The following is a 22,487-nucleotide window of genomic DNA, read 5'->3' as shown; positions in this document are numbered from 1 at the left end:
ACATTTTAGCGGCGGGACACGCCGTTCTTGCCTGTGGAGAGATGGTGCAGTCAGGCCGCCCGTTGAAGCAGGAACCCACCGAAATGATTCAGGCGACAGCCTGAACGTAGCAGGGATCCACGTCCTTCAGGGCGTGGAGGATGTCAATATCGGTTTCTGTCAGCGATTAAATTCAACACCACGTAACAAACGCCTCCGGCAATTAATCCCCAAAACGCAGAACCAATCCCGACCAGCGTCAATCCACTTGCCGTTACCAGAAATGCCACCACCGCCGCGTCTCGCTCACGCTCATTATGCAGCGCCTGATACAAACTGCCGCCGATGGTACTTAACAGCGCCAGACCTGCCAGCATCTGGATCCAACTTACGGGCAGGGCAGCCATCATCCCGGTAATGGCACTACCAAACAGACCTGCGAGCAAATAGAAAATGCCTGCAACGGCAGCGGCCAGCCAACGTTGATCTTTATCCGGATGCGCTTCCGGGCTTTGGCAAATAGCCGCGCTGATTGCCGCAATACCGACGGAATAAACGCCGAAAGGGGAAAAAACCAGTGCCAGCAATCCAGTAAATACAATTAATGGCGAAACAGGAGCCGAATATCCAGCTGCTTTCATTGCTGCGATACCCGGTGCGTTTTGCGATGCCATCGTCACCAGAAAAAGGGGGAGTGCAACGCTCAGGCTGTGAGCAAACGAAAAATCAGGGGTAATATAAGTGGGGAGAACGGGTTTAAAGACAACATCAGTTGTGACAACGTCACCTTGCGCGATGACGATCACGATCCCAATAATCATCGCGGCAATTACCGCATAGCGCGGCGCAACGGCCTTGGTTGCCAGCCATACCAGCAACATACTTCCACACAACGTAAATTGACCGTCCAGACTGGCAAACGCCTGTAAACCAAAGCGTAATAAAATCCCGGCAAGCATTGCCGCCGCAAGCGAGTGCGGAATAATGCGCATCAGACGAGCAAAGAGTCCCGTTATGCCGCAGAGGACTATTAACGCGTTGGTGACAATAAAAACGCCGATGGCTTCGTTAAGTGTTAGTCCCTGCAATCCGGTGACCAACAAAGCCGCGCCAGGCGTTGACCATGCGGTGAGAACAGGTACGCGATACCATAATGTCAGAGTCAGCGTACTGACGCCCATTGCCAGCCCCAGCGCCGTCATCCAGCCAGAGATTTGTGCAGTGGTGGCTCCGGCGACAATCGCTGCTTGCCAGATTATTGCCGCTGAACTGGCGTAGCCAATTAATACCGCCAGAAACCCCGCCAGTAGCGTGGGTGGAGGAATAGAAAACAGACGCATAGTCACCTGTGCGTTATAGCGTACAGGCACCGTAGCATTTGTCCGTTATAACGCACAAGTGATAAACTTCCGTTTTGCCGGAGGAGTCGCATGGAAAATCTCGCTCGCTTTTTATCCGCCACACTTAAACAACTACGCCAGCAGCGCGGCTGGAGTCTTTCGCGACTGGCAGAAGCGACGGGCGTTTCTAAAGCAATGTTAGGGCAGATTGAGCGTAATGAGTCCAGTCCGACGGTCGCGACATTATGGAAAATTGCCACCGGGTTGAACGTACCATTTTCAACATTTATTTCTCCGCCGCAGTCCGCTACGCCTTCAGTTTATGATCCACAACAGCAGGCGATGGTGATCACTTCGCTGTTTCCTTATGATCCACAACTCTGCTTTGAACACTTCTCGATTCAGATGGCATCTGGTGCAATAAGCGAATCGACGCCCCATGAGAAGGGGGTAATCGAACATGTCGTCGTCATTGATGGACAACTTGATCTGTGCGTTGATGGGGAATGGCAGACCCTTAATTGTGGGGAAGGCGTTCGATTTGCTGCAGACGTCACGCATATCTATCGTAATGGTGGGGAGCAAACCGTACATTTTCATTCCCTCATCCATTACCCGCGCAGTTAAGCGGGAAAACTATTTCGCAACGTCGCGCTTGTGGCTAAAATAGCCGCCATTTTTCAGCTACTGGATAAGAATGTGACCGTATCTTCTCATCGACTTGAACTGTTAAGCCCGGCACGCGATGCCGCCATTGCCCGCGAAGCTATTTTGCACGGTGCCGATGCTGTTTATATCGGCGGCCCTGGTTTTGGTGCCCGTCATAATGCCAGTAATAGCCTGAAAGATATTGCCGAGCTGGTGCCGTTTGCCCATCGTTATGGTGCAAAAATTTTCGTCACGCTTAACACCATTTTGCATGATGATGAGCTGGAACCCGCGCAACGGCTGATTACTGACCTCTACCAGACCGGTGTCGATGCGCTGATTGTTCAGGATATGGGGATTCTGGAACTTGATATTCCGCCGATTGAACTGCACGCCAGTACGCAGTGCGACATTCGTACAGTTGAAAAAGCGAAGTTCCTCTCTGATGTTGGCTTCACGCAGATTGTGCTGGCGCGAGAGCTGAATCTTGATCAGATCCGCGCGATTCACCAGGCTACGGACGCGACCATTGAATTCTTTATTCATGGGGCACTGTGCGTGGCCTATTCGGGTCAGTGCTACATTTCTCATGCGCAAACAGGGCGTAGCGCCAACCGTGGCGATTGTTCACAGGCGTGCCGTTTGCCATACACATTGAAAGACGATCAGGGGCGGGTGGTTTCCTATGAAAAACATCTGCTGTCGATGAAAGATAACGATCAGACTGCCAACCTCGGCGCGCTGATTGATGCTGGTGTACGCTCCTTCAAGATTGAAGGGCGTTACAAAGATATGAGCTACGTGAAGAATATCACCGCCCATTATCGCCAGATGCTTGATGCCATTATTGAAGAACGTGGCGATCTGACGCGTGCTTCATCAGGTCGTACTGAACATTTCTTTGTTCCATCGACGGAAAAGACTTTCCACCGTGGTAGCACAGATTATTTTGTGAATGCCCGTAAAGGCGATATTGGCGCGTTCGATTCGCCGAAATTTATCGGCCTGCCGGTAGGCGAAGTAGTGAAAGTGGCGAAAGATCATCTCGATGTTGCCGTTACCGAGCCACTGGCAAATGGCGATGGCCTGAACGTGTTGATTAAACGTGAAGTCGTCGGTTTTCGTGCCAATACGGTCGAGAAAACCGGAGAAAATCAGTACCGCGTCTGGCCCAATGAAATGCCAGCAGATTTGCACAAAATTCGCCCGCATCACCCACTAAACCGTAATCTTGATCATAACTGGCAGCAGGCACTGACAAAAACCTCCAGCGAACGTCGGGTGGCGGTAGATATTGAACTGGGCGGTTGGCAGGAACAATTGATTCTGACTCTCACCAGTGAAGAGGGGGTCAGCATAACGCATACGCTGGATGGGCAGTTCGACGAAGCCAATAACGCCGAAAAAGCAATGAACAATCTGAAGGATGGTCTGGCAAAACTGGGGCAAACCCTCTATTACGCCCGCGATGTGCAAATTAATTTGCCGGGGGCGCTGTTTGTACCAAACAGTCTGTTAAACCAGTTCCGCCGTGAAGCTGCTGACATGCTGGATGCTGCGCGTCTTGCCAGTTACCAGCGCGGCAGCCGTAAACCGGTTGCTGATCCTGCGCCGGTTTATCCGCAAACGCATCTGAGTTTCCTCGCGAACGTTTACAACCAGAAAGCGCGTGAATTTTATCATCGCTATGGTGTGCAGCTGATTGACGCGGCGTATGAGGCACATGAAGAGAAGGGCGAAGTCCCGGTGATGATCACCAAGCATTGTCTGCGCTTTGCCTTTAATTTGTGCCCGAAACAGGCGAAAGGCAATATCAAAAGCTGGAAGGCTACGCCAATGCAACTGGTTAACGGCGATGAAGTATTAACGCTAAAGTTTGATTGCCGCCCATGCGAGATGCACGTCATTGGCAAAATCAAAAATCACATACTGAAAATGCCTTTACCGGGAAGCGTAGTGGCATCCGTAAGTCCGGATGAGCTGCTGAAAACATTGCCGAAGCGAAAAGGGTAAAACGCCAGTTTTCTGGTTACTCACCACTCATTGAATCTGCATGATATTGCCTGCCGGGTAAGGCGTCACGCCGCATCCGGTATCAAACGACTCAACGTTGTCCCGCTTCTGGTTTGCGCGATTTTTGCCAGTAAAAATGCTCGCGCAAACCTTCCGCCGACTCTTCCGCCACAGCACGCAATTCATCGCTGTCCGCTTCATGACGCAGCTGATGATCCACATTCTTTACCCACACAAATTCATGTCCTTTGTGCCCTGCCATGAGTTGTCCTGAGAACAGCGCACACGTTAATAAGACAACCGATAACGCCTTCGTAAACATCCTGCCACCTTTTTCTTACCTTTTGCCGCTATGATGCCGATCGTTTCTTGAGGTTATTATTCAGTTTTGCAAATTAGCGCAAAGAAATTCTGGAATCTTCCTTCCTGATTTTGCATTGCATTCTGTCGTTGCGGCGATTTAGTGCTATTTTCGAGCAAATTACACACGGAGGTAAACACTAATGTTTACTTTGTTGATATACTCAGCGGCAGGGAGGCGATGTGAAACAAAGCGAGTTCAGACGTTGGCTCGAATCTCAGGGCGTCGATGTAGCGAATGGCAGCAACCATTTGAAACTCAGGTTTCATGGGAGGCGCAGTGTCATGCCGCGTCACCCCTGCGTAAAGCAATCCTGAAACAACTCGGTTTGAGTTAATCGCCAATTAAAAAGGTTAATGACATGCGAGGGACAGTCGAAATTATGCGTTATCCCGTCACTCTTACACCCGCGCCGGAAGGCGGTTATATGGTTTCTTTTGTGGATATCCCTGAAGCGTTGACGCAGGGCGAAACTGTCGCTGAAGCGATGGAAGCGGCAAAAGATGCTTTACTGACCGCATTTGATTTTTATTTTGAAGATAACGAGCTTATCCCGTTACCTTCGCCATTAAATAGTCACGATCACTTTATAGAAGTACCTTTGAGCGTCGCCTCTAAAGTATTGCTATTAAATGCTTTTTTACAGTCAGAAATCACTCAGCAAGAGTTAGCCAGGCGAATTGGCAAACCTAAACAGGAGATTACTCGCCTATTTAACTTGCATCATGCGACAAAAATCGACGCCGTCCAGCTCGCGGCAAAGGCGCTTGGCAAAGAGTTATCGCTGGTGATGGTTTAATTACAGTTAACGAAAAGTTGTCATTTTTAACAACTGATATAGACTGCCGAATCATCTGCACATAATTACGATTCGATAATGAAAAAATACCAGCAGCTTGCAGAACAATTACGCGAGCAGATTGCGTCGGGTATCTGGCAACCCGGCGATCGTTTGCCTTCGTTGCGTGACCAGGTGGCGCTTTCAGGCATGAGCTTTATGACTGTCAGCCATGCCTATCAGTTGCTCGAAAGTCAGGGATATATTATCGCACGACCGCAGTCGGGTTATTACGTTGCGCCACAGGCAATAAAAATGCCGAAAGCGCCAGTCATTCCAGTCACTCGAGATGAAGCAGTCGATATCAACACCTATATTTTTGATATGTTGCAGGCCAGTCGCGATCCGTCGGTAGTTCCGTTTGCCTCGGCCTTTCCCGACCCGCGACTTTTCCCCCTCCAACAACTAAACCGCTCGCTGGCGCAGGTAAGCAAAACCGCCACGGCGATGAGCGTGATTGAAAATTTGCCGCCAGGAAACGCAGAACTGCGTCAGGCTATTGCCCGTCGCTATGCCTTACAGGGCATCACCATTTCTCCTGATGAAATTGTCATCACTGCCGGGGCGTTAGAAGCATTAAACCTCAGTTTGCAAGCGGTAACTGAACCGGGCGATTGGGTGATAGTAGAGAATCCTTGTTTCTACGGTGCGTTGCAGGCGCTGGAGCGGCTACGGCTGAAGGCGTTATCGGTGGCGACGGATGTTAAAGAAGGGATCGATCTTCAGGCGCTGGAACTGGCGTTGCAGGAGTATCCGGTGAAAGCGTGCTGGCTGATGACTAATAGCCAGAATCCACTCGGATTTACCTTAACGCCGCAAAAAAAAGCACAACTGGTGGCGTTGCTCAATCAGTACAACGTAACGCTGATTGAAGATGACGTTTACAGCGAACTTTATTTTGGACGGGAAAAACCGCTGCCTGCGAAAGCGTGGGATCGCCACGATGGCGTTTTGCATTGCTCTTCGTTTTCGAAATGTCTGGTGCCTGGTTTTCGTATTGGTTGGGTCGCCGCCGGCAAACATGCACGTAAAATTCAACGATTGCAGTTGATGAGTACGCTTTCCACCAGCTCACCGATGCAGCTTGCGCTGGTGGATTACCTTTCCACGCGCCGATACGACGCCCATCTTCGTCGCCTGCGTCGCCAGCTTGCGGAACGTAAACAACGTGCCTGGCAGGCACTGCTGCGTTATCTGCCTGCGGAAGTGAAAATTCATCATAATGACAGCGGTTATTTTCTCTGGCTGGAGCTTCCCGAACCGTTAGATGCGGGCGAATTAAGCCAGGCGGCACTGGCGCATCATATCAGTATTGCGCCGGGTAAAATGTTTTCTACCGGTGAAAACTGGTCACGTTTTTTCCGTTTTAATACCGCGTGGCAGTGGGGAGAGCGTGAAGAACAGGCGGTAAAACAATTAGGCAAACTTATTCAAGAACGGCTGTAATAGCGTTTAATTTAATTCCTCTTAGATTGGGTAATATGAATTTCGAATAGCAGTCATATTTCCTAACTCCTTGACTATACTCCAGAAGATAACCTTACAGACGGCATAATGCGCGGTAGCTCACAACCTGATTAAATTTTCTCAGGGGCGAAGGTGTGCCTGCAAGCCGCCGTCTATGGTTAAACAAGGAGATATTTTTACGGCACGGCGGCTGAACAATTAATTACGACAGGAGTAAGACCTTATGAGCAAGACATTTGCCCGCAGCAGCCTGTGTGCGCTCAGCATGACAATAATGACCGCTCACGCCGCCGAACCACCTACCAATTTAGATAAACCGGAAGGGCGTCTGGATATTATCGCCTGGCCGGGATACATCGAACGCGGACAAACTGATAAACAATACGACTGGGTAACGCAGTTCGAAAAAGAGACAGGCTGCGCGGTGAATGTGAAAACCGCCGCGACTTCCGATGAAATGGTCAGTCTGATGACCAAAGGGGGTTACGATCTGGTTACGGCATCCGGCGATGCCTCGCTGCGTTTGATTATGGGTAAACGCGTGCAGCCGATTAATACCGCATTGATTCCCAACTGGAAAACGCTCGATCCGCGCGTGGTTAAAGGCGACTGGTTTAACGTGGGCGGCAAAGTCTATGGCACGCCATATCAATGGGGTCCGAACCTGCTGATGTACAACACTAAAACCTTCCCGACGCCGCCGGATAGCTGGCAAGAGGTTTTTGTTGAGCAAAATCTGCCGGACGGCAAGAGCAATAAAGGCCGCGTTCAGGCTTATGATGGCCCTATCTATATTGCGGACGCTGCGTTGTTCGTTAAAGCCACTCAGCCGCAGTTGGGCATCAGCGATCCGTATCAACTCACCGAAGAACAGTACCAGGCGGTGCTGAAAGTGCTGCGCGCTCAACACAGTTTGATCCATCGCTACTGGCATGACACTACCGTGCAAATGAGCGATTTCAAAAACGAGGGTGTGGTTGCTTCCAGTGCCTGGCCCTATCAGGCCAACGCCCTGAAAGCCGAAGGCCAGCCTGTTGCTACCGTTTTCCCGAAGGAGGGTGTTACCGGTTGGGCTGATACCACCATGCTGCATAGCGAAGCGAAACATCCGGTTTGCGCCTACAAATGGATGAACTGGTCATTAACGCCAAAAGTGCAGGGCGATGTGGCGGCCTGGTTTGGCTCGTTACCGGTAGTGCCGGAAGGGTGTAAAGCCAGTCCGTTATTAGGCGAAAAAGGTTGTGAAACCAACGGTTTTAACTATTTCGACAAAATCGCCTTCTGGAAAACGCCTATAGCAGAAGGGGGCAAGTTTGTTCCCTACAGTCGCTGGACGCAGGATTACATTGCCATTATGGGCGGTCGCTAACTTCGCTGGGGTGCTTTATGACGTACGCAGTGGAGTTTGACAACGTCTCGCGGTTGTACGGTGACGTGCGCGCAGTAGATGGCGTCAGTATTGCGATAAAAGATGGTGAGTTCTTCTCTATGCTGGGGCCGTCCGGCTCCGGCAAAACCACCTGCCTGCGCCTGATTGCTGGCTTCGAACAGCTTTCCGGCGGGGCTATCTCTATCTTTGGTAAACCCGCCAGCAATCTGCCACCGTGGGAGCGGGACGTGAATACTGTCTTTCAGGACTACGCGCTATTTCCGCATATGTCGATTCTTGACAATGTCGCCTATGGGCTGATGGTCAAAGGCGTGAATAAAAAGCAGCGGCACGCAATGGCGCAAGAGGCGCTGGAGAAAGTGGCGTTGGGGTTTGTACATCAACGTAAACCGTCACAACTTTCTGGTGGTCAGCGCCAGCGGGTTGCTATCGCCAGAGCATTGGTGAATGAACCGCGCGTATTGCTGTTGGATGAACCGCTCGGCGCACTGGATCTCAAATTGCGTGAGCAGATGCAGCTGGAACTGAAAAAACTGCAACAGTCTCTCGGTATCACTTTTATCTTCGTTACCCACGATCAGGGCGAAGCGTTATCGATGTCCGATCGTGTGGCGGTTTTCAATAATGGACGCATTGAGCAGGTCGATTCCCCGCGCGATCTCTATATGCGCCCGCGCACGCCGTTTGTTGCCGGGTTCGTTGGTACATCGAATGTTTTTGATGGACTGATGGCAGAGAAACTTTGTGGCATGACGGGAAGCTTCGCCCTGCGACCGGAACATATCCGCCTCAACACCCCTGGTGAACTGCAGGCCAATGGCACGATCCAGGCGGTGCAATATCAGGGCGCGGCAACTCGTTTTGAACTGAAATTGAACGGCGGTGAAAAACTGCTTGTGAGTCAGGCCAATATGACAGGCGAAGAACTGCCTGCCACGCTCACGCCCGGACAACAGGTGATGGTTTCCTGGTCGCGTGATGTGATGGTGCCGCTGGTTGAGGAGAGGTGAATGGCGATGAATGTATTGCAATCACCTTCACGTCCAGGTCTGGGTAAGGTGTCCGGTTTCTTCTGGCGTAATCCGGGGCTGGGGCTGTTTTTACTGCTGCTTGGCCCGCTAATGTGGTTTGGCATTGTCTATTTCGGCTCGCTGCTGACACTGTTATGGCAGGGATTTTATACTTTTGACGATTTCACCATGTCGGTAACGCCGGAACTGACGCTGGCGAATATCCGTGCGCTGTTTAATCCGGCGAATTACGACATCATTCTCCGCACGCTGACTATGGCTGTGGCAGTCACTATCGCCAGCGCCATTCTGGCTTTTCCAATGGCGTGGTATATGGCGCGCTATACCAGCGGGAAAATGAAAGCGTTTTTTTATATTGCGGTAATGTTGCCGATGTGGGCGAGCTACATTGTTAAAGCCTATGCCTGGACGTTATTGCTGGCAAAAGATGGCGTGGCTCAGTGGTTTTTACAACATCTTGGGCTGGAACCACTGCTGACTGCGTTCCTTACATTACCTGCGGTGGGCGGAAATACGCTGTCAACTTCCGGGCTGGGGCGCTTTCTGGTGTTTCTCTATATCTGGTTGCCGTTCATGATCCTGCCCGTTCAGGCGGCGCTTGAGCGTTTGCCGCCGTCATTGTTGCAGGCGTCGGCTGATCTCGGCGCACGTCCACGACAAACCTTTCGCTATGTGGTGCTGCCGCTGGCAATCCCGGGTATTGCCGCTGGCTCTATCTTTACCTTCTCACTCACACTGGGCGATTTTATCGTCCCGCAGCTGGTTGGTCCTCCAGGATATTTTATCGGCAATATGGTTTATTCCCAGCAGGGGGCGATTGGCAATATGCCGATGGCGGCGGCATTCACCCTGGTGCCGATTATTCTCATCGCACTGTACCTGGCGTTCGTGAAACGTCTGGGAGCGTTCGATGCACTCTGAACGCGCACCGTTTTTCCTCAAACTGGCGGCCTGGGGCGGCGTTGTTTTCCTACATTTTCCCATCCTGATAATCGCCGCCTATGCGTTTAACACTGAAGATGCGGCGTTTAGTTTTCCACCGCAGGGCCTGACGCTGCGCTGGTTTAGCGTGGCAGCACAGCGTAGTGATATTCTTGATGCCGTGACACTGTCACTTAAAGTGGCGGCGCTGGCGACATTAATTGCGCTGGTGTTAGGGACGCTGGCAGCTGCCGCGCTGTGGCGACGAGACTTTTTCGGCAAAAACGCCATTTCGCTGTTACTGCTGCTGCCCATTGCGCTGCCGGGCATTGTCACTGGTCTGGCGTTATTAACCGCCTTTAAAACCATCAATCTGGAGCCGGGATTTTTCACCATCGTGGTCGGTCATGCGACTTTTTGTGTAGTTGTGGTGTTTAACAATGTCATCGCCCGTTTTCGCCGCACCTCCTGGAGTCTGGTTGAGGCGTCAATGGATCTTGGGGCCAATGGCTGGCAAACCTTCCGCTACGTAGTGTTGCCGAATCTCAGTTCGGCGTTACTGGCAGGAGGAATGCTGGCGTTTGCCTTGTCGTTCGATGAAATCATCGTTACGACCTTTACGGCAGGTCATGAACGAACGTTACCGTTGTGGTTGCTCAATCAGCTTGGGCGACCGCGTGATGTACCGGTAACTAACGTGGTGGCACTGCTGGTTATGTTGGTAACAACCTTGCCGATCCTGGGGGCCTGGTGGCTAACCCGCGAAGGCGACAATGGTCAATAACCACTGATACAGGAATATGCTATGCAACATAAGTTACTGATTAACGGAGAACTGGTTAGCGGCGAAGGGGAAAAACAGCCTGTCTATAATCCGGCAACGGGGGACGTTTTACTGGAAATTGCCGAGGCATCCGCAGAGCAGGTCGATGCTGCTGTGCGCGCGGCAGATGCAGCATTTGCCGAATGGGGGCAAACCACGCCGAAAGTGCGTGCGGAATGTCTGCTGAAACTGGCTGATGTTATCGAAGAAAATGGTCAGGTTTTTGCCGAACTGGAGTCCCGTAATTGTGGCAAACCGCTGCATAGTGCGTTCAATGATGAAATCCCGGCGATTGTCGATGTTTTTCGCTTTTTCGCGGGTGCGGCGCGCTGTCTGAATGGTCTGGCGGCAGGTGAATATCTTGAAGGTCATACTTCGATGATCCGTCGCGATCCGTTGGGGGTCGTGGCTTCTATCGCACCGTGGAATTATCCGCTGATGATGGCCGCGTGGAAACTTGCTCCGGCGCTGGCGGCAGGGAACTGCGTAGTGCTTAAACCATCAGAAATTACCCCGCTGACCGCGTTGAAGTTGGCAGAGCTGGCGAAAGATATCTTCCCGGCAGGCGTGATTAACATACTGTTTGGCAGAGGCAAAACGGTGGGTGATCCGCTGACCGGTCATCCCAAAGTGCGGATGGTGTCGCTGACGGGCTCTATCGCCACCGGCGAGCACATCATCAGCCATACCGCGTCGTCCATTAAGCGTACTCATATGGAACTTGGTGGCAAAGCGCCAGTGATTGTTTTTGATGATGCGGATATTGAAGCAGTGGTCGAAGGTGTACGTACATTTGGCTATTACAATGCTGGACAGGATTGTACTGCGGCTTGTCGGATCTACGCGCAAAAAGGCATTTACGATACGCTGGTGGAAAAACTGGGTGCTGCGGTGGCAACGTTAAAATCTGGTGCGCCAGATGACGAGTCTACGGAGCTTGGACCTTTAAGCTCGCTGGCGCATCTCGAACGCGTCAGCAAGGCAGTAGAAGAGGCGAAAGCGACAGGGCACATCAAAGTGATCACTGGCGGTGAAAAGCGCAAGGGTAATGGCTATTACTATGCGCCGACGCTGCTGGCTGGCGCATTACAGGACGATGCCATCGTGCAAAAAGAGGTATTTGGTCCAGTAGTGAGTGTTACGCCCTTCGACAACGAAGAACAGGTGGTGAACTGGGCGAATGACAGCCAGTACGGACTTGCATCTTCGGTATGGACGAAAGATGTGGGCAGGGCGCATCGCGTCAGCGCACGGCTGCAATATGGTTGTACCTGGGTCAATACCCATTTCATGCTGGTAAGTGAAATGCCGCACGGTGGGCAGAAACTTTCTGGTTACGGCAAGGATATGTCACTTTATGGGCTGGAGGATTACACCGTCGTCCGCCACGTCATGGTTAAACATTAAGGATAATATTGCAGATCGTAAGAGTATGAGATGATCTTGCGTACTGTCAGAGCACTGATTTCTCTGACAGTACGTGCTGCGTGCAAAATCACTACATCAAATAAACCAGCCAAATCTCATAGAGATAAGAGTAAACAAACCAACAGCAGCAAAGAAATTTATCAGTACTACAGTTCTACTGGAAACATTCATTTTTGCCACCTTTTATCATTGCCCCTATGTGTATAGTACGGGTTAAGAAAATCCGCAATAATACTCATTCTGAAGATGGATAAGGGCAAGTTGCTGTTTGATGATTTTTTCTCAAACTGGTGAAAAAACTTGATGCACGTCAAAAAATGACGCATATTTGCGCGCGTTTTATTCATCTGGCTGGACGCCCGTACATGTCTCTCTATCAACACATGCTTGTTTTTTATGCGGTTATGGCAGCAATCGCATTTCTTATCACCTGGTTTCTTTCTCACGATAAGAAACGCATCCGTTTCTTAAGCGCCTTTCTGGTGGGGGCAACATGGCCGATGAGTTTCCCGGTGGCGCTGTTGTTTTCACTGTTTTAAATCTTACTCACTGGCTTGACGGCACCACGCAGACTTATATCATTTGGATGAATCGATAAATTTCACAAGTGGCTAAGGAGAAAGTATGTCGCATCTGGATGAAGTCATCGCGCGCGTGGATGCCGCGATTGAAGAGAGCGTCATTGCCCATATGAACGAATTATTAATCGCCCTGAGCGATGACGCGGAGTTAAGTCGGGAAGATCGCTACACCCAGCAGCAACGTCTGCGCACAGCGATCGCCCATCACGGTCGCAAGCATAAAGAAGATATGGAAGCGCGCCACGAACAGTTAACCAAAGGCGGCACCATCCTCTGATTAAAATGAGCGTCTGGCTACCAACCAGGCGCCAACCACAAGTAAAATTGCGCCACAAATTGGGCCGAACAACGCCCGTAGTGGTACGCCATGACTGCGGAAGATATCCAGCATCAGACCGCCAATCAGCTGACTGGCGACCAGTACAGCAATAGTTGTCGCCGCTCCCACATTCTGATATCCGCTGATACTGGCGAAGACAAAAAACGATCCCAGCAAGCCAGGTATAAGTGTCCACCAGCGCACGCTGGACACCAGTTCGCCAAACCCCGCCATGCCTTGTTTAAACCATAAAATAGAAACAAAGAGCACAATCCCCACCAGTGAGTTCAGCAACATGGCGATGAGAATGGTAGAGGAGGTCTGGGTGATGCGCACCATCAGCGTGTTCTGGACAACCAGACCAATTCCGGCGGCAATCAAAAAAGCAAGGGTGAGCGACTGATTCATCCAATCGCGTCCGGTTCAGTGCGCTCGTCGAGTTGCAACTGCATAAATGTCAGATCCAGCCAACGACCAAATTTAGTGCCTACCTGCGGCATTTGCGCGGTGACGACAAATCCCAGCGACTGGTGGAGATGCAGCGAGGCCTGATTTTGCGATTCGATCCCGGCGACCATGACATGCTTCCCGCAATCCCGCGCTTCATCAATCAATCGGCTTAACAATTTACGCCCCAGACCTTTGCCCTGATGATCGGGATGGACATAAACCGAATGTTCCACGGTATGGCGAAAACCATCGAAACTACGCCAGTCGCCAAACGAGGCATATCCCGTCACTACGCCGTTTTCCTCGCTCACCAGCACTGGATAACCTGCTAAAGTCCGCGCTTCAAACCAGGCAATGCGGTTATCAGCATCCACCGTTTGGTCATTCCAGATAGCCGCCGTATACAACACGGCGTGGTTATAAATTTCCGCAATGGCAGCACAGTCGGCTTTGCGGGCAAAACGGATGGACATGTCTGGCCTCAATAAAATAATGATGATGATGTTATCAATACTATCGAAAACAGCCCGAAGCAACGGATTCCTCGATGAAATTATTGCGTGTTGCAGAGGGGATGTGACGGCTGCAAACAAAACCAATCCCGTGAGCCTGCTACTATTGATGGATTCATGCCAAAAGCACAGGAGAGCATTATGGGGCAACAAAAGCAGCGTAATCGACGTTGGGTTCTGGCCTCGCGTCCACATGGCGCACCTGTTCCGGAGAATTTCCGTCTTGAAGAAGATGATGTCGCCACACCGGGTGAAGGACAGGTGTTACTGCGCACAGTTTATTTGTCCCTGGACCCGTATATGCGTGGACGTATGAGCGATGAGCCATCTTATTCACCGCCTGTTGATATTGGCGGCGTGATGGTCGGCGGTACGGTGAGCCGTGTCGTGGAGTCGAATCATCCTGATTATCAGTCTGGCGACTGGGTGCTGGGCTACAGTGGATGGCAAGACTATGACATATCCAGTGGTGATGATCTGGTGAAACTTGGCGATCATCCGCAAAATCCATCGTGGTCGCTGGGTGTGCTAGGGATGCCAGGCTTTACCGCTTATATGGGCCTACTGGATATCGGTCAGCCTAAAGAGGGCGAAACGTTGGTGGTAGCTGCGGCGACAGGACCAGTGGGGGCGACGGTGGGGCAAATCGGCAAACTTAAAGGTTGCAGAGTGGTGGGGGTAGCCGGTGGCGCGGAAAAATGCCGCCATGCTACCGAGGTGTTAGGCTTCGATGTTTGTCTTGATCACCACGCGGATGATTTTGCCGAACAACTGGCGAAAGCGTGCCCAAAAGGTATTGATATCTATTATGAAAACGTGGGCGGTAAGGTATTCGATGCGGTGCTACCGTTACTTAATACATCTGCGCGCATTCCCGTCTGCGGATTAGTGAGCAGCTATAACGCTACAGAGCTACCACCCGGTCCGGATCGTTTACCTCTGTTGATGGCTACAGTGCTGAAAAAACGTATTCGCTTGCAAGGTTTTATTATCGCTCAGGATTATGGTCACCGCATCCATGAGTTTCAGAGGGAGATGGGGCAATGGGTGAAAGAGGATAAAATCCACTACCGCGAAGAAATTACTGACGGTTTAGAGAATGCGCCACAGACGTTTATCGGCCTGCTGAAGGGTAAAAACTTCGGCAAAGTGGTGATCCGCGTGGCGGGTGATGATTAAAGTTTCAACGGCGGCGTAAGCCGCCATAAAAATCCAGGCAAAAAGCTTATTTTCAGCTTTAATTAACTAACCACATCATTGTTCTGCTGCTAATAACAACAAAGGTGAGTGGTTTATGATTATTCACTTTAATACACCAGGTGAATTCCTTCTGCCATGCAGGCAGGGTTGGACAGAAAACACGCGAAGGAATTAAAATGCCTGGAACGGGAAAAATGAAACATGTCAGTTTGACTCTGCAGGTTGAGAACGACCTGAAACATCAGCTTAGTATTGGCGCATTAAAACCTGGCGCACGCCTGATTACTAAAAATCTGGCGGAGCAATTAGGTATGAGTATTACACCTGTGCGTGAAGCATTATTACGTCTGGTTTCGGTGAATGCGCTTTCTGTCGCACCTGCACAAGCACAAGCATTTACAGTTCCGGAAGTGGGGAAACGTCAATTAGACGAAATCAATCGGATCCGCTACGAACTGGAATTAATGGCAGTTGCTCTGGCTGTTGAAAACCTCACCCCGCAAGACCTTGCGGAACTCCAGGAATTGCTCGAGAAATTACAGCAGGCGCAAGAAAAGGGCGACATGGAACAAATCATTAATGTAAACAGGCTATTTCGCTTAGCGATTTATCATCGCTCAAATATGCCCATCCTGTGTGAGATGATTGAGCAACTGTGGGTCAGGATGGGGCCTGGTTTACATTATCTCTATGAAGCGATTAATCCAGCGGAATTACGGGAGCATATAGAAAACTATCATCTGTTACTCGCTGCGTTAAAAGCAAAAGACAAAGAGGGATGCAGACATTGTCTTGCTGAAATTATGCAACAAAATATTGCTATTTTATACCAGCAATACAATCGTTAAAGTAAATGCCCGGCAAATACCGGGCATCAAGGTAATTACTCAAATCTCCACGCAATATTCATGCCGACACCATAATTTCGTCCGGGCGAAGGTTCGTAATATCGCCCGTTTGACTCATTGACAATGACAGAACCAACGTATTCTTTATCGAATAAATTATCGACACGACCAAATAAATCCACAGTTAAATTGTGGTAATTGTATTTATACCCGGTGAATAAGCCGACGAGAGTATAAGACGGCGCTTTTGCCGTATTTTCATCATCTGCCATAATATCGCCCATATAACGCGCTTCCGTGCCTGCATACCAACCATCTTCCGGTACATAACCTATCGACGCAAAGCCCATATTACGGGCGATCCCTGGCATCCGATTACCGTTACAATCCTGTTCATTGCAAACATTGCTGCGATAGGTCGCATCAAGCCAGGTCCAGGACGCGTTTACGCGAAAATCTCCTGCGAAACGTTGATCCCATGCCAGTTCAGCGCCTTGACGACGGGTCTTTCCGGCATTTTTGTAAGTCGTACGCCCACCGCTACTGCTATCGACAACAATTTCATCATCAGTGTCGGTCTGAAACAATGCGAGACTAAGCAGCCCATCACCAATACGCGTTTTACTGCCGATCTCAATTGTATCGTTGGTGGATGGTTTTAAACCTAAGTTCATACCGCTTTGCCCATCAGCACGATAAGACAGCTCATTAATCGTCGGCGTTTCAAAACCTCGCCCGGCTGCCAGATAGATATTCCAGGCATCGGTCATTGCATATTTTAACGAACCGGCAGGTAGCCATTTATGATAACTGGCATCACCGCTGTCATCGCCGTTACCCGGAGTAACGTAATGGTCGTTGGAATCAAACCACACGGAGCTGTAGCGCACGCCAGCATCCAGCGACAGTTTTTCGCTCAGCTGCCACTGCGTCTGTAAATAGGGATCGATGTTCCACATCAGATTGCGTTCGTCGCGACGCAACTCACCTTTTTGCCCGTACTCCGGCATGCCGCTATTCAGGCGGAAGTTATTGTAGCCCTTGCGGTTTTCACTCATGTTTTCGTAGTTCAGGCCGGTAGTGAACGTGACCGGAACGCCCAGTTCACCACGGTGTGTCCAGCGGCTGTCTATTCCCTGGTAATGGCGTTGCAGGGTAATCACGCCGCCCGCATGTGACGGGTTAAGTTGTGGTGCCATGGGTATTGACTGGTACTGGGTCGTTTCTCGCTCTCCGGCATACATCATCACACTCATATCATCCCGCGAACTCAGGCTACGTTCATAGCGCAACCCAGCATGAGTTTGCTTGATGGTTTTTCGCGTGTCGTACTGTTCTGCACGAGGCGCTTGTTGTGGATTCGCCTTCCATTCTGCTTTGGTTAGCCCACCTGGGTCATCTGCTTTGATATCCACACTATTGAAAATCAGGCTTAATTTGCTGGCTTCATCAATGCGTACGCCCAGTTTGGCATTGGCTAAATTTTTCTGTGCGCCACTATGGTCACGATAGCCGTGGGTCGTAAAACGCGTGGTTGAGACGGTGTAATCAACATCGCCGGGTTGTGTGCCGTCTCCCGTTGCGCCCGTTGCTTTCAGCCCATAGCGCCAGCTGCCAAAACTGCCGTAGTAACTACTGGCTTCAATGGTTGGTGGCTGTTGTCCGGTCTGGGTGGTGACATTCATTACACCGCCAGACGCGTTGCCATACAGGGCAGAAAAGGGGCCACGCAGCACTTCCACATTTTGCACACTGCTTAAATCGATGTTGGATGTTTGCCCTTGCCCGTCGGGCATGGTGGCGGGAATACCGTCCACATACAGGCGAATACCGCGAATTCCGTAAGTGGAGCGGGAGCCAAATCCGCGAATCGACAGCTGTAAATCTTGCGCATAGTTCTGCCGATTTTGTACCTGCAAACCAGGCACGCTGGTCAGTGATTCGGACAAGTTAATGCGCGGTGTTGCCAGGCGCATCCCCTCGCCATCCACTACGCTTACTGCTGCTGGGGTATCCAGTTCTGAAACCACCTGCGGTGCGGCACTGACAATCATGGTTTGTTCATCAGCGGCAAAAACAACGGGGGAAAGGGCAAGTAGTGCGGGCAAAACGGTCTGTCGGACGGAAAAAATCTTCATGAAAAAAGCCAGGTTAAGAATGGGAAAACGCCGTTATGGTAATGAAATTGTAAATTTATGGAAAACGAAACGGCACGATACGTTAAGTAATTGAGAAAATTGTAGTCGTAACGGCAAGAAATGCTCCACATTTGAGAAAATAATGATTACCATTCCCATTTATAACAAGAGCGTAACGATGATTACGCTTAGCGAAGCATTGTGAAGCAGCAAAAATATCGGTTCATCAAAGGGAGTCGTCATGCATTTACGTCATCTGTTTTCATCGCGCCTGCGTGGTTCATTACTGTTAGGTTCATTGCTTGTTGCTTCATCATTCAGTACGCAGGCCGCAGAAGAAATGCTGCGTAAAGCGGTAGGTAAAGGTGCCTACGAAATGGCTTATAGCCAGCAAGAAAACGCACTGTGGCTCGCCACTTCGCAAAGCCGCAAACTGGATAAAGGTGGCGTGGTTTATCGTCTTGATCCGGTCACTCTGGAAGTGACGCAGGCGATCCATAACGATCTCAAGCCGTTTGGTGCCACCATCAATAACACGACTCAGACGTTGTGGTTTGGTAACACCGTAAACAGCGCGGTCACGGCGATAGATGCCAAAACGGGCGAAGTGAAAGGCCGTCTGGTGCTGGATGATCGTAAGCGCACGGAAGAGGTGCGCCCGCTGCAACCGCGTGAGCTGGTAGCTGATGATGCCACGAACACCGTTTACATCAGTGGTATTGGTAAAGAGAGCGTGATTTGGGTCGTTGATGGCGAGAATATCAAACTGAAAACCGCCATCCAGAACACCGGTAAAATGAGTACCGGTCTGGCGCTGGATAGCAAAGGCAAACGTCTTTACACCACTAACGCTGACGGCGAATTGATTACCATCGACACCGCCGACAATAAAATCCTCAGCCGTAAAAAGCTGCTGGATGACGGCAAAGAGCACTTCTTTATCAACATTAGCCTTGATATCGCCAGGCAGCGTGCATTTATCACCGATTCTAAAGCGGCAGAAGTGTTAGTGGTCGATACCCGTAATGGCAATATTCTGGCGAAGGTTGCGGCACCGGAATCACTGGCTGTGCTGTTTAACCCAGCGCGTAATGAAGCCTACGTTACGCATCGTCAGGCAGGTAAAGTCAGTGTGATTGACGCGAAAAGCTATAAAGTGGTGAAAACGTTCGATACGCCGACTCATCCGAACAGCCTGGCGCTGTCTGCCGATGGCAAAACGCTGTATGTCAGTGTAAAACAAAAATCCACTAAACAGCAGGAAGCTACCCAGCCGGACGATGTGATTCGTATTGCGCTGTAATAGATATGGCGAGGGTGAAAACGGAGAGACTTGCCTGACTTTTATCACGCCGCATGCGGCACACCTTCGTCAGTAATTTGAAGTTGCCCGGCACGTAGCCGGGCAATTTTGCAATTAGCTCGCCGTTTCAGGCTTAAACACGATTTCCTGTTTTTCTTCATCTTCCTCGACGACTGGCGCAGTGCTGTGAATTTCAGCAACGCGTTTGCGCACACCAAACCAGCCTATAACCAGCAGAATACCGATAATCGGCAGCGCCGCGATAGTATAAGTCCCGTTCGGGTAATCGAACGCCATCAGCACAAGGACACTCAGTAAAAACAGTAATGTCAGCCAGGAAGTGAAGGGCGCGCCAGGCAGTTTAAAACTGACATCCGCTGCTTTGCCTTCTTTAATCGCTTTACGCAGGCGCATCTGGCACACGATGATAAACGCCCATGAAGCGATGATTCCCAGCGACGCGAAGTTCAACACAATCTCAAATACGCGTGACGGCACCAGATAGTTGAGGAATACGCCGACGACATACACAACCAGTGTCGCCAGAATCCCGGCATACGGCACATGCTGACGGCTCATTTTCGCCATAAAACTCGGTGCGGAACCGCCCATCGCCATTGAGCGCAGAATACGCCCGGTGCAGTACAGGCCTGAGTTCAGGCTGGAGAGTGCAGCGGTCAGCACCACAATATTCATAATGCTGCCGATATACGGCACGCCAAGTTTAGAGAAGAAAGTCACAAAAGGACTCTGCCCGGCCTGGTATGCATTCCACGGCAGCAATAGCACCAGCAGAACCACCGAACCCACATAGAACAGACCGATACGCCAAATAACACTGTTGATCGCTTTCGGCACCATCGTCTGTGGATCTTTACATTCACCAGCCGCAGTACCTACCAGTTCAATCGATGCAAAGGCAAAAACCACCCCCTGGATAAGCACCAGTGCAGGCAGCAGCCCGTGCGGGAAGAAACCGCCATTATCGGTAATTAAATGGAACCCTGTGGTATTACCATCCAGCGGCTGACCACTACCGAGGAACACCGTACCCACCACCAGGAAGATCACAATAGCGAGCACTTTAATGAGTGCAAACCAGAACTCCATCTCTGCGAACCATTTCACACCGATCATGTTCATGGTGCCTACGATGGTCAGCGCAGCGAGCGCAAAGACCCACTGCGGCACGTCGCCAAACGCCCCCCAGTAATGCATATACAGCGCTACAGCGGTGATATCGACAATCCCCGTCATCGCCCAGTTGATGAAATACATCCAGCCAGCAACATAAGCGGCTTTCTCACCCAAAAACTCACGGGCATAAGAGACAAAACTGTCACTGGAAGGGCGGTGTAACACCAGCTCACCCAATGCACGTAGAATAAAAAATGAAAACAGGCCGCAGATCAAATAGACCAGTGCCAGTGCGGGCCCCGCCATTTGCAGTCGGGCTCCTGCACCTAAAAACAAGCCAGTGCCAATCGCGCCGCCAATGGCGATCATCTGTACCTGGCGATTGCCCATCGCTTTGTGATACCCCTCTTCGTGGGCATTAAGCCAGCGGCGTTTCGCGGCGTGTTGATCTGAAGTGTCGGTGTCGTGTTTACTCATTGCTCTCCCTGATTGCTTTAATGAAAAAGTCATATAAGTTGCCATGAACAATGTTTATTCATCCTGGCGATGATAGTTATCACCATTATTCTTTATGGGTATAAAACTATCGGCGCAGCATCCTACCCGTTATCGATAAACGATGCAAAACATCCCCTTACAATCCTGAAGGGGAATAATACAACTGACGAAAAAATGACAAATCCTTTTGCTGGTTAACCTGTGTACTGTCCTACACTTAATCTTTAAAAGATTGTGAGGGGCATATGATTAAGGTGTATGGCGTACCCGGATGGGGCTCTACAATCAGTGAGCTGATGCTAACACTGGCTGATATTCCTTATCAGTTCTTTGATGTCAGTGGTTTTGACCACGAGGGAGCTTCACGCGAGTTATTGAAAACCCTGAACCCGTTGTGTCAGATTCCGACACTGGCGCTGGAAAATGACGAGATTATGACGGAGACAGCGGCGATTGCATTGATGGTTCTCGATCGTCGCCCGGACCTTGCGCCACCGGTTGGGCGCGCCGAACGTCAGCTGTTTCAACGGCTATTGGTCTGGCTGGTTGCTAATGTCTATCCAACATTCACTTTCGCCGATTACCCTGAGCGTTGGGCTCCTGACGCACCTGAACAGTTAAAGAAGAATGTTATTGAATATCGAAAATCGCTTTATATCTGGTTGAATTCGCAGCTCACTGCTGAACCTTATGCGTTTGGTGAGCAACTAACGCTGGTGGACTGTTATCTTTGCACTATGCGCACATGGGGGCCTGGGCATGAATGGTTTCAGGATAATGCCACGAATATTAGTGCGATTGCTGATGCTGTATGTCAGTTACCGAAATTACAAGAAGTATTAAAAAGGAATGAAATTATTTGAGTGGGATACCAGAAGATTATGTTATTTATTATTCAGTAACTTTATCCACAATGATGGGCGTAATTAATTAAATTCATGGTATGTTTTTTAATTTATATCACTCTCCTTTTCATTCAGCGTGTCTATTTCATTTCCTCTGAAAAGAAACTAACTATTCACATTGTGCAGATGTTTCAGTTGTTATCACAGGCATTCTATAATCTCAAAATGTTTTTAATGATGGATATGCTCGGAGTTGGAGATGCAATTAATATTAATACAAATAAAAATATCCGGTAATGACTCCAACTTATTGATAGTGTTTTATGTTCAGATAATGCCCGATGACTTTGTCATGCAGCTCCACCGATTTTGAGAACGACAGCGACTTCCGTCCCAGCCGTGCCAGGTGCTGCCTCA

At 50.2% G+C, this 22,487-nt stretch carries 25 protein-coding genes and 1 pseudogene; 18 read left to right on the top strand and 8 right to left on the bottom strand.

Going from position 1 to position 22,487, the window contains the following annotated elements; translation table 11 throughout:
• The coding region (locus tag K0778_RS27830) for a hypothetical protein (protein ID WP_249539887.1) at positions 1 to 104 on the top strand (104 nt) is incomplete at its 5' end.
• Between the two features lie 39 nt (positions 105 to 143).
• Here the strand turns inward: K0778_RS27830 and ydcO are convergent.
• Complete coding sequence (gene ydcO / locus K0778_RS21955; protein WP_001236251.1) at positions 144 to 1,319, bottom strand: BenE family transporter YdcO; 1,176 nt, start codon at positions 1,317 to 1,319, stop codon at positions 144 to 146.
• A 90-nt stretch (positions 1,320 to 1,409) separates the two neighbouring features.
• Between ydcO and sutR the strand changes: the two genes are divergently transcribed.
• Together sutR and rlhA are read left to right on the top strand one after the other, a co-directional pair.
• Positions 1,410 to 1,946: a DNA-binding transcriptional regulator SutR gene (sutR, locus tag K0778_RS21950; RefSeq protein WP_000429133.1), complete on the top strand. Its 537-nt coding sequence runs from the start codon at positions 1,410 to 1,412 to the stop codon at positions 1,944 to 1,946.
• 72 nt (positions 1,947 to 2,018) lie between these two features.
• Positions 2,019 to 3,980, top strand: a complete 1,962-nt coding sequence (rlhA, locus tag K0778_RS21945; protein ID WP_001619413.1) for a 23S rRNA 5-hydroxycytidine C2501 synthase — start codon at positions 2,019 to 2,021, stop codon at positions 3,978 to 3,980.
• A 91-nt stretch (positions 3,981 to 4,071) separates the two neighbouring features.
• Here rlhA and K0778_RS21940 read toward each other — a convergent pair whose 3' ends face one another.
• The gene (locus K0778_RS21940) at positions 4,072 to 4,302 is read right to left on the bottom strand and encodes a YncJ family protein (RefSeq protein WP_000494244.1); all 231 of its coding nucleotides are present in this window, start codon (positions 4,300 to 4,302) and stop codon (positions 4,072 to 4,074) included.
• Between the two features lie 221 nt (positions 4,303 to 4,523).
• On the opposite strand from K0778_RS21940, the pseudogene K0778_RS21935 reads away from it, so the two are divergent.
• The 8 genes and pseudogenes from K0778_RS21935 to patD all read left to right on the top strand — a co-directional run bounded on the left by K0778_RS21935 (position 4,524) and on the right by patD (position 12,218).
• Positions 4,524 to 4,678 (top strand): annotated as a pseudogene (locus tag K0778_RS21935) (mRNA interferase).
• Between the two features lie 45 nt (positions 4,679 to 4,723).
• Positions 4,724 to 5,140 carry a type II toxin-antitoxin system antitoxin HicB gene (hicB, locus tag K0778_RS21930; RefSeq protein WP_001270286.1) on the top strand — a complete coding sequence of 139 codons (417 nt, stop codon included), beginning with the start codon at positions 4,724 to 4,726 and terminating at the stop codon, positions 5,138 to 5,140.
• A 78-nt stretch (positions 5,141 to 5,218) separates the two neighbouring features.
• Positions 5,219 to 6,625, top strand: a complete 1,407-nt coding sequence (locus tag K0778_RS21925) for a PLP-dependent aminotransferase family protein (RefSeq protein WP_001543733.1) — start codon at positions 5,219 to 5,221, stop codon at positions 6,623 to 6,625.
• A gap of 244 nt (positions 6,626 to 6,869) precedes the next feature.
• Entirely contained in the window at positions 6,870 to 8,015 is a 1,146-nt protein-coding gene (ydcS, locus tag K0778_RS21920; protein WP_000047418.1) for a putative ABC transporter substrate-binding protein YdcS, read from the top strand.
• 17 nt (positions 8,016 to 8,032) lie between these two features.
• The gene (locus K0778_RS21915; protein WP_000220396.1) at positions 8,033 to 9,046 is read left to right on the top strand and encodes an ABC transporter ATP-binding protein; all 1,014 of its coding nucleotides are present in this window, start codon (positions 8,033 to 8,035) and stop codon (positions 9,044 to 9,046) included.
• Complete coding sequence (locus K0778_RS21910; RefSeq protein WP_001251313.1) at positions 9,047 to 9,988, top strand: ABC transporter permease; 942 nt, start codon at positions 9,047 to 9,049, stop codon at positions 9,986 to 9,988.
• Complete coding sequence (locus K0778_RS21905) at positions 9,978 to 10,772, top strand: ABC transporter permease (RefSeq protein WP_000555458.1); 795 nt, start codon at positions 9,978 to 9,980, stop codon at positions 10,770 to 10,772. Before K0778_RS21910 ends, K0778_RS21905 begins: the two co-directional genes overlap by 11 nt.
• 21 nt (positions 10,773 to 10,793) lie before the next feature.
• Positions 10,794 to 12,218, top strand: coding sequence for an aminobutyraldehyde dehydrogenase (gene patD / locus K0778_RS21900; RefSeq protein ID WP_001163875.1), 1,425 nt, complete (start codon positions 10,794 to 10,796; stop codon positions 12,216 to 12,218).
• 96 nt (positions 12,219 to 12,314) lie between these two features.
• Here the strand turns inward: patD and yncL are convergent, their stop codons facing one another.
• The gene (gene yncL / locus K0778_RS21895; RefSeq protein WP_001310798.1) at positions 12,315 to 12,410 is read right to left on the bottom strand and encodes a stress response membrane protein YncL; all 96 of its coding nucleotides are present in this window, start codon (positions 12,408 to 12,410) and stop codon (positions 12,315 to 12,317) included.
• 194 nt (positions 12,411 to 12,604) lie between these two features.
• On the opposite strand from yncL, the gene ortT reads away from it, so the two are divergent.
• Both ortT and ydcY read left to right on the top strand, forming a co-directional pair.
• Positions 12,605 to 12,778, top strand: coding sequence for an orphan toxin OrtT (ortT, locus tag K0778_RS21890; RefSeq protein WP_000061178.1), 174 nt, complete (start codon positions 12,605 to 12,607; stop codon positions 12,776 to 12,778).
• 85 nt (positions 12,779 to 12,863) lie between these two features.
• A complete protein-coding gene (gene ydcY / locus K0778_RS21885) occupies positions 12,864 to 13,097 on the top strand; it encodes a DUF2526 family protein YdcY (protein ID WP_000018633.1) in 234 nt (77 codons plus the stop codon).
• Here ydcY and K0778_RS21880 read toward each other — a convergent pair whose 3' ends face one another.
• Positions 13,098 to 13,547 carry a DMT family transporter gene (locus tag K0778_RS21880; protein ID WP_001076535.1) on the bottom strand — a complete coding sequence of 150 codons (450 nt, stop codon included), beginning with the start codon at positions 13,545 to 13,547 and terminating at the stop codon, positions 13,098 to 13,100.
• Positions 13,544 to 14,062, bottom strand: a complete 519-nt coding sequence (gene mddA, locus K0778_RS21875) for an L-methionine sulfoximine/L-methionine sulfone acetyltransferase (protein ID WP_001310799.1) — start codon at positions 14,060 to 14,062, stop codon at positions 13,544 to 13,546. The genes K0778_RS21880 and mddA overlap by 4 nt, the downstream gene beginning before the upstream one ends.
• A gap of 180 nt (positions 14,063 to 14,242) precedes the next feature.
• On the opposite strand from mddA, the gene curA reads away from it, so the two are divergent.
• Together curA and mcbR are read left to right on the top strand one after the other, a co-directional pair.
• On the top strand, positions 14,243 to 15,280 hold the full coding sequence (gene curA, locus K0778_RS21870; protein ID WP_000531462.1) for an NADPH-dependent curcumin/dihydrocurcumin reductase: 1,038 nt from the start codon (positions 14,243 to 14,245) through the stop codon (positions 15,278 to 15,280).
• 197 nt (positions 15,281 to 15,477) lie between these two features.
• Positions 15,478 to 16,149 (top strand): colanic acid/biofilm transcriptional regulator McbR, encoded by a 672-nt coding sequence (gene mcbR / locus K0778_RS21865; protein WP_063084465.1) that lies wholly within the window; start codon positions 15,478 to 15,480, stop codon positions 16,147 to 16,149.
• 35 nt (positions 16,150 to 16,184) lie between these two features.
• Here mcbR and pqqU read toward each other — a convergent pair whose 3' ends face one another.
• On the bottom strand, positions 16,185 to 18,287 hold the full coding sequence (pqqU, locus tag K0778_RS21860; protein ID WP_063084466.1) for a TonB-dependent receptor PqqU: 2,103 nt from the start codon (positions 18,285 to 18,287) through the stop codon (positions 16,185 to 16,187).
• A gap of 241 nt (positions 18,288 to 18,528) precedes the next feature.
• On the opposite strand from pqqU, the gene K0778_RS21855 reads away from it, so the two are divergent.
• Positions 18,529 to 19,590 (top strand): YncE family protein, encoded by a 1,062-nt coding sequence (locus tag K0778_RS21855; protein WP_000550672.1) that lies wholly within the window; start codon positions 18,529 to 18,531, stop codon positions 19,588 to 19,590.
• 114 nt (positions 19,591 to 19,704) lie between these two features.
• Here the strand turns inward: K0778_RS21855 and ansP are convergent, their stop codons facing one another.
• Positions 19,705 to 21,204, bottom strand: a complete 1,500-nt coding sequence (gene ansP / locus K0778_RS21850) for an L-asparagine permease (protein ID WP_153449119.1) — start codon at positions 21,202 to 21,204, stop codon at positions 19,705 to 19,707.
• A gap of 266 nt (positions 21,205 to 21,470) precedes the next feature.
• On the opposite strand from ansP, the gene K0778_RS21845 reads away from it, so the two are divergent.
• Both K0778_RS21845 and K0778_RS21840 read left to right on the top strand, forming a co-directional pair.
• Entirely contained in the window at positions 21,471 to 22,088 is a 618-nt protein-coding gene (locus K0778_RS21845; protein ID WP_000598850.1) for a glutathione S-transferase family protein, read from the top strand.
• 75 nt (positions 22,089 to 22,163) lie between these two features.
• On the top strand, positions 22,164 to 22,367 hold the full coding sequence (locus K0778_RS21840) for a DUF5445 family protein (protein WP_063084467.1): 204 nt from the start codon (positions 22,164 to 22,166) through the stop codon (positions 22,365 to 22,367).
• A 10-nt stretch (positions 22,368 to 22,377) separates the two neighbouring features.
• Here the strand turns inward: K0778_RS21840 and K0778_RS21835 are convergent.
• Positions 22,378 to 22,487: IS1 family transposase (locus tag K0778_RS21835; RefSeq protein ID WP_019725171.1), on the bottom strand; the 110-nt coding region annotated here is incomplete at its 5' end.

Source organism: Escherichia sp. XD33, from assembly GCF_019375075.1.
In the GTDB taxonomy this organism is placed as follows: Bacteria; Pseudomonadota; Gammaproteobacteria; order Enterobacterales; family Enterobacteriaceae; genus Enterobacter; species Enterobacter flexneri_A.
This window is presented reverse-complemented; position numbering and strand designations above follow the sequence as displayed.

Coding starts and splice junctions, on each gene's coding strand:
- ydcO (WP_001236251.1), bottom strand. CDS start 1,319: ATGCGTCTGTTTTCTATTCCTCCACCCACGCTACTGGCGGGGTTTCTG.
- sutR (WP_000429133.1), top strand. CDS start 1,410: ATGGAAAATCTCGCTCGCTTTTTATCCGCCACACTTAAACAACTACGC.
- K0778_RS21940 (WP_000494244.1), bottom strand. CDS start 4,302: ATGTTTACGAAGGCGTTATCGGTTGTCTTATTAACGTGTGCGCTGTTC.
- hicB (WP_001270286.1), top strand. CDS start 4,724: ATGCGTTATCCCGTCACTCTTACACCCGCGCCGGAAGGCGGTTATATG.
- K0778_RS21925 (WP_001543733.1), top strand. CDS start 5,219: ATGAAAAAATACCAGCAGCTTGCAGAACAATTACGCGAGCAGATTGCG.
- ydcS (WP_000047418.1), top strand. CDS start 6,870: ATGAGCAAGACATTTGCCCGCAGCAGCCTGTGTGCGCTCAGCATGACA.
- K0778_RS21915 (WP_000220396.1), top strand. CDS start 8,033: ATGACGTACGCAGTGGAGTTTGACAACGTCTCGCGGTTGTACGGTGAC.
- K0778_RS21910 (WP_001251313.1), top strand. CDS start 9,047: ATGGCGATGAATGTATTGCAATCACCTTCACGTCCAGGTCTGGGTAAG.
- K0778_RS21905 (WP_000555458.1), top strand. CDS start 9,978: ATGCACTCTGAACGCGCACCGTTTTTCCTCAAACTGGCGGCCTGGGGC.
- patD (WP_001163875.1), top strand. CDS start 10,794: ATGCAACATAAGTTACTGATTAACGGAGAACTGGTTAGCGGCGAAGGG.
- yncL (WP_001310798.1), bottom strand. CDS start 12,410: ATGAATGTTTCCAGTAGAACTGTAGTACTGATAAATTTCTTTGCTGCT.
- ortT (WP_000061178.1), top strand. CDS start 12,605: ATGTCTCTCTATCAACACATGCTTGTTTTTTATGCGGTTATGGCAGCA.
- ydcY (WP_000018633.1), top strand. CDS start 12,864: ATGTCGCATCTGGATGAAGTCATCGCGCGCGTGGATGCCGCGATTGAA.
- K0778_RS21880 (WP_001076535.1), bottom strand. CDS start 13,547: ATGAATCAGTCGCTCACCCTTGCTTTTTTGATTGCCGCCGGAATTGGT.
- mddA (WP_001310799.1), bottom strand. CDS start 14,062: ATGTCCATCCGTTTTGCCCGCAAAGCCGACTGTGCTGCCATTGCGGAA.
- curA (WP_000531462.1), top strand. CDS start 14,243: ATGGGGCAACAAAAGCAGCGTAATCGACGTTGGGTTCTGGCCTCGCGT.
- mcbR (WP_063084465.1), top strand. CDS start 15,478: ATGCCTGGAACGGGAAAAATGAAACATGTCAGTTTGACTCTGCAGGTT.
- pqqU (WP_063084466.1), bottom strand. CDS start 18,287: ATGAAGATTTTTTCCGTCCGACAGACCGTTTTGCCCGCACTACTTGCC.
- K0778_RS21855 (WP_000550672.1), top strand. CDS start 18,529: ATGCATTTACGTCATCTGTTTTCATCGCGCCTGCGTGGTTCATTACTG.
- ansP (WP_153449119.1), bottom strand. CDS start 21,204: ATGAGTAAACACGACACCGACACTTCAGATCAACACGCCGCGAAACGC.
- K0778_RS21845 (WP_000598850.1), top strand. CDS start 21,471: ATGATTAAGGTGTATGGCGTACCCGGATGGGGCTCTACAATCAGTGAG.
- K0778_RS21840 (WP_063084467.1), top strand. CDS start 22,164: ATGGTATGTTTTTTAATTTATATCACTCTCCTTTTCATTCAGCGTGTC.